The 13,356-nt window shown below is 41.5% G+C and carries 10 protein-coding genes; 2 read left to right on the top strand and 8 right to left on the bottom strand.

Going from position 1 to position 13,356, the window contains the following annotated elements:
- Window positions 1–77 precede the first annotated feature (77 nt).
- From nikE to HXT47_RS05140, 4 genes are all read right to left on the bottom strand, one after another.
- Window positions 78–1,775: a nickel ABC transporter ATP-binding protein NikE gene (nikE, locus tag HXT47_RS05125; protein ID WP_004118902.1), complete on the bottom strand. Its 1,698-nt coding sequence runs from the start codon at window positions 1,773–1,775 to the stop codon at window positions 78–80.
- Window positions 1,772–2,656 carry an ABC transporter permease gene (locus tag HXT47_RS05130; RefSeq protein WP_004118899.1) on the bottom strand — a complete coding sequence of 295 codons (885 nt, stop codon included), beginning with the start codon at window positions 2,654–2,656 and terminating at the stop codon, window positions 1,772–1,774. Before HXT47_RS05130 ends, nikE begins: the two co-directional genes overlap by 4 nt.
- A 42-nt stretch (window positions 2,657–2,698) precedes the next feature.
- Complete coding sequence (locus HXT47_RS05135) at window positions 2,699–3,664, bottom strand: ABC transporter permease (RefSeq protein ID WP_004106035.1); 966 nt, start codon at window positions 3,662–3,664, stop codon at window positions 2,699–2,701.
- Between the two features lie 477 nt (window positions 3,665–4,141).
- Complete coding sequence (locus HXT47_RS05140; RefSeq protein ID WP_421789408.1) at window positions 4,142–5,833, bottom strand: ABC transporter substrate-binding protein; 1,692 nt, start codon at window positions 5,831–5,833, stop codon at window positions 4,142–4,144.
- Window positions 5,834–6,376: 543 nt separating this feature from the next.
- Here HXT47_RS05140 and pdxS point away from each other — a divergent pair.
- Complete coding sequence (gene pdxS, locus HXT47_RS05145; protein WP_064340158.1) at window positions 6,377–7,210, top strand: pyridoxal 5'-phosphate synthase lyase subunit PdxS; 834 nt, start codon at window positions 6,377–6,379, stop codon at window positions 7,208–7,210.
- Window positions 7,207–7,806 carry a pyridoxal 5'-phosphate synthase glutaminase subunit PdxT gene (gene pdxT, locus HXT47_RS05150; protein ID WP_004118885.1) on the top strand — a complete coding sequence of 200 codons (600 nt, stop codon included), beginning with the start codon at window positions 7,207–7,209 and terminating at the stop codon, window positions 7,804–7,806. The genes pdxS and pdxT overlap by 4 nt, the downstream gene beginning before the upstream one ends.
- 266 nt (window positions 7,807–8,072) lie before the next feature.
- Here pdxT and HXT47_RS05155 read toward each other — a convergent pair whose 3' ends face one another.
- From HXT47_RS05155 to HXT47_RS05170, 4 genes are all read right to left on the bottom strand, one after another.
- Window positions 8,073–8,840, bottom strand: a complete 768-nt coding sequence (locus HXT47_RS05155; protein ID WP_004107486.1) for a type III pantothenate kinase — start codon at window positions 8,838–8,840, stop codon at window positions 8,073–8,075.
- A gap of 182 nt (window positions 8,841–9,022) precedes the next feature.
- Window positions 9,023–10,453, bottom strand: coding sequence for an ABC transporter substrate-binding protein (locus HXT47_RS05160; RefSeq protein WP_064340159.1), 1,431 nt, complete (start codon window positions 10,451–10,453; stop codon window positions 9,023–9,025).
- A gap of 46 nt (window positions 10,454–10,499) precedes the next feature.
- Window positions 10,500–12,407: a glutamine--fructose-6-phosphate transaminase (isomerizing) gene (glmS, locus tag HXT47_RS05165; RefSeq protein ID WP_004118863.1), complete on the bottom strand. Its 1,908-nt coding sequence runs from the start codon at window positions 12,405–12,407 to the stop codon at window positions 10,500–10,502.
- Window positions 12,408–12,502: 95 nt separating this feature from the next.
- Window positions 12,503–13,291, bottom strand: a complete 789-nt coding sequence (locus HXT47_RS05170; protein ID WP_004118860.1) for an amino acid ABC transporter ATP-binding protein — start codon at window positions 13,289–13,291, stop codon at window positions 12,503–12,505.
- Between the last annotated feature and the right edge of the window lie 65 nt (window positions 13,292–13,356).

A 13,356-nucleotide genomic window follows, 5' to 3' on the forward strand; every position in this document is an offset into this window, starting at 1 on the left:
CTTTAACGTAGTGAGTACTTCTATAGTAGACGGTAGTTGCCTAATTAGTTGAAAGATTTATTAGTAGAAAGATTTATTTACATGATTGCTGCGTTTACAAGAGCACGAGTGTAGTCATTTTGTGGATTATTGAGCACATCATTTACACTGCCACATTCCACAACTTTTCCTTCATTAAGAACAATAACTCGCGTTGCTAAATGCCGGATCATACCCAAATCATGACTTACAAATATGCATGACATGCTTTTACGCTCGGAGCGAATGGATGCAAAAGCGTCTAAAATGCGAGTTCTTTCCGCAACATCAATTGCACTCATAGGCTCGTCAGCAAGCAAAACTCGAGGATTATTGATTAATGCGCGAGCAATACAAACACATTGCGCTTGACCGCCAGAAAGCTCGTGAGGATGACGTTCCAAAAAATCTTCAGGTTTTAAGCCTACTAATTTCAGCATTTCACAAACACGCTGCTCAATAGTTGCATCGTCTAATTTAAGCGATTTTTGCCATATTCTAAGAGGCTCAGCAACACTTTTTTGAACTGTCCAGCGTGGATCCAATGCGGCAAACGGATGCTGAAATACAAGCGACGATTCGCGTCTCATAAGCGTACAAGCATTTTTATTTACTTCTAATAAATTGGCATTATTTACAATTTCACCGCAATAAGTAACGTTTCCTTCAGAAAGAGTTTCAAGCCCCAACATAGCGCGTATAAGAGTTGTTTTGCCGGAACCAGATCCGCCAATAATCGCCAAAGATTCGCCGATATTAAGATTTAAATCTACGCCTCTTAACACTTCAGCACGAGTTTTTGCGCGACCTAAAATAACGTGAATATTTTTTGCATTTATAAGCGAATTTTCTTCACTATTGCCAATACGGGAATTAAATTTCTTAGAATCAACGTTTGCAGAACCAGTATTTACAGAACCAGTATTTGCAAAATCAACATTTGCAGAACCCACTTTTACAGAATCTAAATTTTTAGAACCTAAATTTTGCGCTCTAAAAGTCAACTTTTTAGCAGCACTCACTAATTGTTTAGTAGAAGAAATACGCGGATTATCAAGCAAATTCTTAATATTTTCACTATCGACCACACGCCCAGAATCAAGCACATAGCAACGATTAGCAGCATGCGAAAGCACAGAAAAATCGTGCGTTACAAAAAGCATTGAAGCGCCCATATCATCTACAAGTGAAGCAAGCATTCGCACAACTTCACTTTGTGTAACCGAGTCAAGCGCGGTAGTAGGCTCATCAGCCAAAATCAAACGCGGAGAAGTAATCAAAGCTGTAGCAATACCAACTCGCTGCTGTTGACCTCCAGAAAGCTCAAACGTGCGTTTAGATGCGAGATTTTTCGACAACCCTACTTTTTCAAGCATCATGCATACTCGATTGTGAATATCGTCATCATCTAGATTGTAATGTATTCGCAAAGGCAAAGAAATTTGTTTTTCAACGCTTAACATTGGATTAAGCGCTCTATTAGCCTGCTGAAATACTACACCAACGTATTTTCCGCGAATAGAAGCTAAATTTTCATCTTTTGCTTTCACTGTTTGAAAATTGCCAAGCATACAAGAGCCTGAAATTTCAGCATTTGACGGCAATAATCCAGTTATAGCTCGAATTAGCATAGATTTGCCAGAGCCAGAAGAACCAACTAAGCCAACACGCTCACCGTCAGAAATCTCAATTGATACGTTGTCAAGAATTAGTTTTCCGCCAAGTTTTAGCGTGAGATTTTGAATATTTAAGCTCATTTTTCCCCTACTTTATTCGTACTTTTTGATGAAGGATCTAAAACTTTGCGCAATACGTCACCAAAAAGATTAAGAGCAACAACAACCACAGTCACAATCAAACCCGGCCAGACAACCGATAAAGGATTTACGTGAATTAACGAAACAGAAGTAGCCAACACGCGCCCCCAGCTAGGAACTCCAGAAGGAACACCAATACCCAAGTATGTTAAGCCACTTTCAGCCAAAATAACAGTTCCTGCAGAAAGAGAAAGCTCAACAAAAGCAACAGGAATAATATTTGGTAAAACATGATGAATAAGAACATATTTACGCGAGGAACCTTGCAAAACAGCTGAAGTCACATAATCAGATTGCAACGCAAGCTGCGCACTAGGTCGTACAATACGTGCTAAATTCAAGCCATAGCCAGTTCCACAAGCAATAACAATCACAACAACACTAGCTCCAAACGGAACTGCAAGTATAAGCGCAATTAAAACAGTTGGAATAGAAATCAATGCGTCAACAGACATAATGCTTATTGTGCGAACAATTTGTGAACTAGAAATCATAAAGCTCAAAACAATAAACCCAATACAAGTAGCAACTAGAACAGTAGAAAAAACGAGAATCAGCTCAATTCTTGAACCTGCCATAAGCCAACTAAGCATATCTGAACCAGTGCCGTCCGTGCCAAGCCAATGCGAAAAAGACGGCTTCTGCCATACTTTAAAACCATTAGTTTCTAAAAGTGAGTACGGAGTCCATAAAAGCGAAAGCAAAGCAACAAAAAACCATATTGCAAACGTTAAACACACAAATTTACCGAAAGTAGCATTCCATATGCGCTTAAACAAAGTAGATTTTACTTTGATACTTTTTTTAGACATATTGCACATAAAAACTCACCTTATTCGCATGTTAGATTCAACAATAGGAAATTAATTCAAACTATCTTTAGATAACCTAGGGTCAAGTAGTCGATGGGTAATGTCAACTACAAAGCCGATTAGTAAGAACAGCGCAGCAAGCATAAAAAGCTCACCTTGCACTGCAATTAGATCGCGCAAACCAACATCTCGAACCATTCCCGTACCAATACCAGGTAAGGAAAACAGGTTTTCAATAACCATCACGCCCATAACCATATGAGCGAAAGTTAAACCAATAACAGATACAAGTTGAGGAAGAGCAAGTCGCAAACCAACACGCCACACAACTTGTTTGCGAGTCATTCCGCAAGCCATAGCTTGAGAAGCTACTTCACTTTTAACAATATTTTCAACAGTTGCAGCAGTGTAACGCATAAAACTAGATCCAACAATAAGTCCTACTGTAAGAGCCGGAATAAGAAGAGACGCAAAAGCTTCAGGAAATTCGCTCCAGCCATCTGTAGGGAAACCTTGAGTTGGCAACAAACTGAACACACCAATACCGCGTCCTAATAGCAAAATAAGTAGCATGCAACCCCATAATGCTGGAACAGAGCCTGCTGTAATAGCCAAAAAGCGCATAATTGCCTGTGAAAATTTGCCTTCATGAGTAATTTGCAAACATCCAAGTGAAATACCAACTACTAAAGCAATAAACAGACCCAAAAGAATCAGTGGAAAAGTAATAGAAGCACGCATCGCAATAGTTGAACTTACGGAACGACCAGTTAACATGGACACGCCAAAGTCACCGCGGAAAACACCACAAATCCAGTCAACATACTGCGTAAAAAGTGGTTTATTAATACCAAGTTCTGCTCTAAGCTCCTCTGCTTTTCCGCTAGGAGCGTTTAAGCCGGCCATAACTTGCGCAACATCGCCCGGAAGTACACGTAACGATATGAAAATAACTACAGAAATACCAAGTAAAGCAAGAGTAAACAGCAATACTCTGTAGCAAATCATGCGAAACATAAAATGCCTCCTTTCTATGTTCTTCTAGTCGAAACGCACCACAAATACACAAATTCGGGCACTAGTGCAGTTTGCGCGCTGCGCGAGTGTCTCATTTTGCATGTTTTGGGACACTCGCGCAGATTACGCTCGCGCGCGCTTTGACCGAGCTTGAAATCAACAGGATTTCAAGCTCCTTCAAAGCGTGATTTGGCTCAATTGTGAAGCACGGTGTGCTTCACATGCCAAATCAGCCGAACGGCTATGCCGTGAGGAATATGCGCGAAGACAGGTCGTCAGCGCACACAAACCACAACCAAATTCCCAATGTGCCCACATGTGAGTCTTCCCTGCCTTCGTCAATCGAGACGAAGGCAGACCTCGCTTGCGTTGAAAGCACACTGTGCTTTCAACTTGAGCAAGCTCGGCGCTCCGAGTTGCCTTCGCGCGCTACGCTCTATGCGCGAAGGCAGGTCGTCGCGCACAGCTAACACAAAATCAGTTAAGTCGCAGGTTGTATAGCGGCAAAATCTCTTGATTCATGTCAAAAGGCATTCCTTCAAGATTCTTCACTTTCGCAGTTACAACGCGATAGTTAAACAGCCAATCAGCAGGAGCATCCTCGCTAATAATTCGCGCAGCTTTAGCAAGCAATTTATTTGACTCTTTAGGATCCGCACAAAGCATAGCTTTAGCATACAAATCCTGGACTTGCTTATTGTCGTAACCGTAGTAATACGTAGGATCCGCCCACTGCCCAAAATCGTGACTCTCATTGTGATCAACCATCGACAAATCATACTGCTTATTCTTATAAACATCTTGAAGCCAAGTAGTAAACTCAACAATATTAACTTTCAAATTGATTCCAATAGGCTTCAATTGCGAGCGCAGCTGATCGCCAATTTGCGTGCCGTAAATATTCGGATAAGTAAGCGTCAAATCCATAGGATGAGATTCGTCAAATCCGACTTCCTTCATTAACTCCTTAGCGCGCTGCAAATCATGAGGATACAGCTTAGTTAAATCCTCATAACCAGGGTCAAGAGAAGGAATTGGACCACCAAGAGCTAAATCCGTGCCGCCACGAGATGCAATAATTTGCTTGTGATCAATCGCGTAACGAATAGCTTTGCGCACGCGCTTATCCTTAGTACGTTCGCCTTTCATATTCATAGCTAGAACAAATTTATCTGTGCCATTACCTGCACTGACATCGTAACGCTTGGAATCATCTTTAAAAGGCTTAGCAAGTTGACCAGAAATAGGAGCTAATGCTTGCACAGAACCGGAAGAAAGTGCGTCAACCGCTGCGTTATCGTCAACAAAATAGCGAACTACTATCTTATTAGTTTGCGCACGATGAATACCTTTATAACGCGGATTTGCTTTTAAAACAACACGATCATTTGGCACAAATTTGTCAATTAGATACGGTCCAGAACCGACTGCTTGAGTTTTTGCATCATACTTTGCGCTTTTATCAAAAACTAAACCTGAACGACTGCAAAGTGCCCACAAAAGCTTAGCATTTGGCTCTTTAAGAGTGATTTCAAACGTGTAATCATCTTTTGCTTTAGCAGACTCAACTTTTCCAACCATGTTAGAGCCGCGATATTTTTTAGCAATAAGCTCGCTAAACGACCATTCTGCATCATGCGCAGTAAGCTTATTGCCGTTAGAAAATACAGCACCCTTACGCATGTGGAATGTGTAACGCAAACCATCTTTACTTACTTCCCAGCTTTGAGCTAACGAAGGAACTACCTGGTTAGTAGCATTGCGAGCAACTAAGCCTTCATACACGTTACCAATAAGCAACTGGTCGAGTGAGGAACCTGATTGATTACGGATATCAAGATTCGTAGGAGCTAACTTTAGACCTATAGATATAGTTTTGTTCGAAATTTCCGATACTGAATTTGATTTATTTGGTTTATTAGATGTAGTAAGAGTTGCAAAAATTGCACTAAACACTACTACCAAAACAATAGCTAAGCTAAATAGCCAGATCTTGCCCATTTTGCGTTTCGAGCCTGAATAAGCATATTTTTCAGCTTCATTCAGCGAAGAGTCAGTGCTCGCAGCGAAAGAAGTGCTTTTATTAGTCTCATTGTTAGTTTTACCGGAGAATTTTTCAGTCGCGCCGTTTTCTTCGTGCACGCTTTCCTCAGGTTTGCTGTTAGCCATACCATAAACCTTTCTTAATGGCATATAAACATTATTTATTTATTATTATTTATTTTTTTATTTATTCTTTATTTATTTTTGTCTTATAGCTCGCCGCTTTATTGGAAATGCACATTTGCAAACATAACTATTTGCATACCACATAAACCCAAATACAAGTCGACTGCATTACTAATCGTAGTCGATTGACAAGCCAGTCTCACCTATGGCGCGTCCAAAAAATCAAATCATATTTTGTATATTTTTGTAATATTTTTATACCAATACATATGAGATATATCCTACGAATGTGGTTAAATTCCAACAGAACGTAAACTTGCAAACGTACGCAATAATCGACATAAGATTAAAGCGTAGAAGCGCGCAAATTCACGAAATATTAAGATGCATACACGTATCTCATATGTTAAAGCTCATATGTTAAAGCTAAAGCGAGGAATGATGGCTGAGAACTTGAATACTACGGTAACTGTGAACGAATCCTCGGATCCGCAAAACAAAAGCGGCGAAGACCGTACAGCATTGAACCGTCAACTGGCACAAATGCTTAAAGGCGGCGTGATTATGGATGTCACCACCCCAGAGCAGGCGCGAATTGCTGAGGATTCTGGCGCGTGCGCAGTTATGGCTTTGGAACGTATTCCTGCTGATATTCGCGCAGCCGGCGGCGTTTCTCGTATGAGCGACCCAGCAATGATTCACGGCATTCAAGAGGCTGTGTCTATTCCTGTTATGGCAAAATGCCGCATCGGTCACTTTGTTGAAGCACAAGTGCTTGAAGCTATCGAGATCGACTACATCGACGAAAGCGAAGTGCTTTCTCCAGCCGACGACGTGTATCACATCAATAAGCGCGATTTTGCTGTGCCTTTCGTTTGCGGCGCTAAGGATTTGGGCGAAGCTTTGCGCCGAATTAACGAAGGTGCTTCCATGATTCGCACTAAGGGCGAGCCTGGAACTGGAGACGTGATTCAGGCTGTGCGTCACATGCGCATGATGAATTCCGCAATTCGTAAGCTTACAAGCATGCGCGAGGATGAGCTTTTTGAAGAAGCCAAAAATTTGCGCGTGCCTTTCGAACTCGTAAAATACGTTGCACAAAACGGCAAGCTTCCTGTTGTTAACTTCGCAGCCGGCGGCGTTGCTACCCCAGCCGACGCTGCTTTAATGATGCAGCTTGGTGCCGAAGGCGTATTCGTTGGCTCCGGCATCTTTAAGTCTGGAGACCCAGCAAAGCGCGCTGCCGCAATCGTTAAGGCTGTAACTAATTACAAGGATGCCAAGATGATTGCTCAACTTTCCGAAAACTTGGGCGAAGCTATGGTTGGCATTAACGAGCAGGAAATCAAGCTTTTAATGGCTGAGCGAGGCGAGTGATTTTGTCAAACTCACCTACCAATACTGATAACTCCGCTCATACTGTAGCAGTTTTAGCTGTTCAAGGTGCTTTTCTTGAACATCGCTTAATGCTTGAAAAATTAGGCGCGCACGTTATTGAACTTCGTCAAGCGCGCGACTTGGAGCAGTCTTTTGACCGCTTAGTACTTCCGGGCGGCGAAAGCACTGTGCAAGCTAAGCTTCTTCGTGAGCAAAATATGCTCGAACCTTTGCGCGAGCGCATTGCAGGAGGGATGCCTGTTCTTGGCACTTGCGCAGGTTTGATTTTGCTTGCGAAAAACGTGGAAGGTGACGAAGTAAACGGTTTTGGCACTTTAGACGTAACAGTTAAACGCAATGCTTACGGACGCCAGCTCGGAAGCTTCCATTGCGAGGCTGAATTTGGTGAGCTAGGCAATGTGCCGATGACGTTTATTCGCGCGCCTTACATTGCAGAAGTAGGCTCTAATGCCAAAGCTCTTGCAACTGTAGATGGTCATGTTGTCGCCGCGTGCCAAGGAAAGCAAATCGGCACATCCTTCCACCCGGAGCTTGACGACGATATGCGAATCCATCAGCTTTTCCTGGATTTGTAATCGAATTTGCAAATAAAAACGTAAGTAAAGCGCCAGTTAAAGCGTAAATCTTAAATAAGTTACATACAAACCTTCGCAAGTAGCAATATTTGCGGAGGTTTTTTATTCTGAACATTGACACAGAACGAAAACTATCCTGCCTTCATATTTATCGACGAAGGCAGACCTCCCTCACATTTGGAGCACAACACAACCCAAAGCCCTCCAAGCACGAGCAAAATTACCCACGTTTGGAGCAAAAAACAACAAATAAACGATATTTACTATTAGCGCAAGTTTCGCTGATAAATCGAAGCCATACCTTTGAAAATAAGATCCGGATCGTAATAATCAATCGATTGCACGTCATTTTCAAAAAGCCTACCCAAGCCACCAGTAGCAACTACCTTAAATGGCTCGTCTATTTCAGTTTTAAATTGTGCAATTGTACGCTCAATTCCACCCAAGAAGCTGTAATATAATCCAGCTTGCATTGCGAGTTTAGTAGATTTTGCAAGAACAGACTGCGGTCTAGCTATTTCCACTTCTGGAAGCTGAGCCGTGTTATCCCAAAGTGCCGCAGCTGCAGTACGAATACCTGTGCAAATAAGTCCGCAAGTAATAGCACCACTTTTATCTATATAGTTGTAAGTTGTTGCCGTACCAAAATCAATAACTAGTACAGATCCTCCATACTCACTAAACGCACCAACGCAATCAGCTAAACAATCCGCGCCAAGAGTTCTTGGCTCATCAATACGAATATTCATACCGGTTTTAACACCAGGACCTACAATCATAGGATCAATATGAAGAAATTTGATAATACTAGCGCGGAATGAATGCATAACTTTCGGCACAACAGAAGCAACGATAACATCTTCAACATCGTTTATTGTAAATCCGCTTAAATGCAAAAATTGCGCAATCATAATGCCATACTCGTCTGATGTATGATTAGACTTTGTTGTCATACGATAAGTGCCAACAATTTGGTTATTTTCCAAAAAACCCAGCACAATATTCGTATTACCAATGTCTACTGCTAATAACATGTGTGCCTACTTCCTATATTGACATTTACGGATTAATTAAGTTAATCTGCAATCACGCGCGCACGTATTGTATGTGTATTTATACTATCCTATTGTATTTATACTACTTTTGCTAATGATCTTACTTTTACGCAAAATTAAGCTGCTTTTACGAAATCACTTAATTTTAATACGTTACGAAATTATCTAACTACAAATCCTTGATTGTAACCATATTCTTGAAGATCTTTTTCCCACAATAAAAGACCATCTTTTAAAGAAATACGTTTACCAGGATCATCTGGAAGCCACAATTTACTTCCATCATCTTGAGTAACACCAGCATCAATCATGGCTTGCACGTTTAATCTAGCTAAAGATTTAACACTCCAGTCATATGCTTGACCCATAGTTGCTCTAAAATCACTTCGCGAATACACTTCAAAAGGCAAATACCTGTATCCCGTATCCACGCGATTAGCGGCATCTGCAAATACACGATTAAACTTCTGGCCGCCAAAATAAGGTATATCAATGCCTCGTGAATCACGAATAGTAGCTCTATCTAAAAATGACTTATCTCTAAGCGTAACAACATCTGCAGGAAACGCTCCACCATTGACACGAGTACGAATTCCATGCATATCATGGCATACAAAATTCACAAATCGCATTGCTGCTTCAGGCTTACGACTCGATTTAAGCACAGATAACGAAGAACCGCCCATTTCTGCATTACGCTTTTCTCCGTGCATAGTTGGCACATTCGTCACCTTCCACAATCCTGCAGTTCCAGGCACATTTTCCAGAAGCAAAGACGGCATCCAGGCTCCTGAGAAAACAGAAGCAATCTTACCAGCTCCAACACCGTTCTTCCAGCGTTGACTCCAAGTTGTAGTTCTAATGTCAATCAATCCTTCATCAATCATTGATTGCCAGAACTTTGTAAACTCTTCAGTACCCTTATCTTTGCTCAATCTAACAGTAACTGTTTTCCCATCATGAGAAGTCATAAACGGGTGTCCACCTGCAAGCCAAATCATAGCGTTATAAAAACTTGCGTCACCTGAGTCTGCTGCAATATACACACCGATATCTTTAAGCTTACGAGCAGCGTGACGGTAATCTTCCCAAGTGTGTATTTTTGTGGCATCTACACCAGCCTGCTTAAACACGTCATCATTATAAAACCAAGCCATTGGGCCAGAATCCATCGGCAAACCGTAAACACGTCCACCAAGTTGCACAGAAGACCATGTTCCAGGAGTATAGAATGTGCGAGTATTTTTCACACGATCAGTAATATCTAAAAGCTGTCCACTTACAGCATATTGCGGAAGAGCAAAATATTCTAATTGAACAATATCTGGCATACCATAGCCATCTTGAATAGCACTATTAAGATTGCTATATCCGCTAGTATCTTTTACAGTTACATGAACATCTGGATTATGTAATTCAAATTCTTCAGCAAGTCGTTTCATGCTTGGTTCCCAAGACCAAACACTAATTTGAGTTCTAGAATCTTTAGTTCCGCATCCGCAAGAAAACAGCAAAGAAAAAACACAAAGTATCGACAGAAGCAAGCGTCCAAAATGATTGCGTTGTTGCAAAATTCTTGCAAATGCAGACATAAGATTTGCCATCCGTTACTTTATGTTACTCAACGTTGTTATGCGCTTACTCAACAGTTACAGACTTTGCAAGATTACGAGGCTTATCAACATCATAACCTTTTAACTTTGCCATATCCATTGCAAATAATTGCAATGCAACTACATCTACAAGAGGACTTAGCAAAGTCGCACATTTAGGACGCCAGAACACAATATCTGCATAGCGAGAAGCATCTGGATCACCCTCTTCTGCAACAGCTATAGTGAAAGCTCCGCGCGCTTTAACTTCTTCAATTCCAGAAATAACTTTCGCATGAAGCACATCACGACCGCGAGAAGATGGCACAATCACAACTACCGGCTCACCTTCATCTACAAGCGCAATAGGACCGTGCTTAAGCTCACCCGCAGCAAAACCTTCAGTAAAGGTATACGCAATTTCCTTAAGCTTCAACGCACCTTCTAGCGCAACAGGATATCCAACATGTCGACCTAAGAAAAGGAAAGATTTAGCTTCCAGAGTATGCTCAGCAGCTTTCATAATTGATTCAGATTGTGTATCAAGTACATGCTGAATTTTATCCGGCATCTCTTTTAATTGCGCAACGATTTGCTGAATTTCGTCGCGATACATAGTGCCTTTTACTTGCGCCAAAAACAGACCAAGCATATAGGCTGCAACTATTTGCGCAACAAAAGCTTTAGTAGATGCAACTGCTATTTCTGGACCTGCATGCGTGTAAAGAACTGCATCAGATTCGCGCGGAATGCTAGAACCTTGCGTATTGCAAATTGCAAGAACTCGACTACCTTGCTCGCGCGCATGGCGCAAAGCCATAAGCGTGTCCATTGTTTCACCAGATTGCGAAATAGCAACAACCAGCGTGCGATGAGTCAAAATAGGATCACGATATCTAAACTCATGCGCTAATTCAACTTCTACAGGCACACGAACCCAATGCTCGATAGCATATTTTGCAACCAATCCGGCATAACTTGCAGTTCCGCAAGCAACAACAATAATTTTATCTATTGAACGCAAAACATCTTGGCTAATATGCACTTCATCTAGCACAATATTTCCTTGCGCATCAAAGCGACCTCGCAAAGTGTCAGCGACAGCATGTGGATCCTCATGAATTTCCTTATCCATAAAGGAATCCCAACCGCCTTTTTCTACTGCAGAAGCATCCCAATCAACCGTAAAACAAGTAGGATTTTCAACAATATTATTGTCAAAATCAGTTAGAAGCAAAGATGCCTTGCCGCTGCCATCTACATCTCCAATGCACACAGCTTGATCTTGACCAACTTCCAAGACTCGATCCGTATAAGCAACAAAAGCTGCAACGTCAGAGCCAAGGAAATATTCACCGTCTCCAAGACCTACGACCAAAGGCGAATCGTGACGAACAGCAGCCACAATACCAGGCTGACGAACGTCAACAGCAAGTAATGTGAAAGCTCCTTTTAACATTTTTGCAGTACGACGAAGAGCTGTGAATAAATCAGGCTTACCAGTTTCGTTTACAATATCATTCGCAATTTTGCCAAGTAATTTTGCAGCAACTTCAGTATCTGTTTGAGAAGAAAATTCGTATCCTTCTTCGTGAAGCTGCTCTTTTAATACAACAGCATTTTCAATAATGCCATTATGAATAAGCGCGATTTTGCCATCTGCACTAGTATGAGGATGCGCATTAATGTCACAAGGAGCACCATTAGTAGCCCAACGAGTATGACCAATAGCTGCACTCGCCTCAGGCATAGGGTTTGCATCAATATCATTGCGAAGAACAGATAAACGACCAGCTTTCTTTCTCACAGTCGCACATTTCATCCCAGGAGCAACTAAAGCTACGCCCGAAGAGTCATATCCGCGATATTCTAGACGCTCTAACCCACCTAAACAAACTTCTAAAGGTTTTGCACAAACTTTTCCAAAACCTGCGTATCCTACAATGCCACACATAATCTTCTATTGTACGTTATGCGAGCGAGTGCACGCCAGAGAAGCACACAAAAACTATGCAAAACTACATAAATAAGATACGTTTCTTACGTAAATTACAATACGTGATTTAGGAAATCTTTAAAACGATCAGTTTGCGGATTAGTAATAATATCTGCACTACCCTGCTCAACTATGACACCGCCATCCATAAACACAACCTGATCTGCAACCTCACGCGCAAAACCAATTTCGTGAGTTACTACAATCATAGTCATGCCATCTTTAGCAAGATTTCGCATAACGGTTAACACTTCACCTACAAGCTCTGGATCTAGCGCAGATGTTGGCTCGTCAAATAGCATAATTTCCGGTTTCATAGCAAGAGCGCGAGCAATTGCAACGCGCTGCTGCTGACCGCCTGAAAGTTCTGCAGGATAATGGTTCATACGCTCATCCATGCCAACTCGCTTTAGTTCTTCAATAGCTAAATCGCGCGCTTCTTGAGCTTTCATATGCATAACATGAACAGGAGCTTCCATAACGTTCTCTAAAGCCGTCATATGAGGGAATAAATTAAAACGCTGGAATACCATGCCAAGCTTCGCACGCTGTTGAGCAATTTCTTTGTCGTTAAGAGCCTGCAGACATTTCTCACCTTTATGCATTACTTGCTTTACACCGATGCGCTCGCCATAAATACTTATACTTCCTGCAGTCAAAGTTTCTAGTTGATTAATTAAACGCAATAACGTCGATTTTCCAGAACCGGACGGACCCAAAATAACTGTTACGCTACCTGGATTCACTGTCATATTAATACCGTTAAGTACATGCAATTGACCGAAAGATTTCTGCACGTCGTTAATAGCAACCGCAGGAAGATTAGATTTTGCTTCTACCATTTATTCACATCCAATTTGTTTGTTTCATGCAAAATTTAAAGTTTACAAAGAAAAATATTTAAAAT

This window comes from Gardnerella sp. DNF01205 (assembly GCF_049244135.1).
Classification (GTDB): domain Bacteria; phylum Actinomycetota; class Actinomycetes; order Actinomycetales; family Bifidobacteriaceae; genus Bifidobacterium; species Bifidobacterium leopoldii.

Excerpts from the sequence above, each read along its gene's own strand:
- nikE (WP_004118902.1), bottom strand. The coding sequence starts at position 1,775 with ATGAGCTTAAATATTCAAAATCTCACGCTAAAACTTGGCGGAAAACTA.
- HXT47_RS05130 (WP_004118899.1), bottom strand. The coding sequence starts at position 2,656 with ATGTGCAATATGTCTAAAAAAAGTATCAAAGTAAAATCTACTTTGTTT.
- HXT47_RS05135 (WP_004106035.1), bottom strand. The coding sequence starts at position 3,664 with ATGTTTCGCATGATTTGCTACAGAGTATTGCTGTTTACTCTTGCTTTA.
- HXT47_RS05140 (WP_421789408.1), bottom strand. The coding sequence starts at position 5,833 with ATGGCTAACAGCAAACCTGAGGAAAGCGTGCACGAAGAAAACGGCGCG.
- pdxS (WP_064340158.1), top strand. The coding sequence starts at position 6,377 with ATGCTTAAAGGCGGCGTGATTATGGATGTCACCACCCCAGAGCAGGCG.
- HXT47_RS05155 (WP_004107486.1), bottom strand. The coding sequence starts at position 8,840 with ATGTTATTAGCAGTAGACATTGGTAATACGAATATTGTGCTGGGTTTT.
- HXT47_RS05160 (WP_064340159.1), bottom strand. The coding sequence starts at position 10,453 with ATGTCTGCATTTGCAAGAATTTTGCAACAACGCAATCATTTTGGACGC.
- glmS (WP_004118863.1), bottom strand. The coding sequence starts at position 12,407 with ATGTGTGGCATTGTAGGATACGCAGGTTTTGGAAAAGTTTGTGCAAAA.
- HXT47_RS05170 (WP_004118860.1), bottom strand. The coding sequence starts at position 13,291 with ATGGTAGAAGCAAAATCTAATCTTCCTGCGGTTGCTATTAACGACGTG.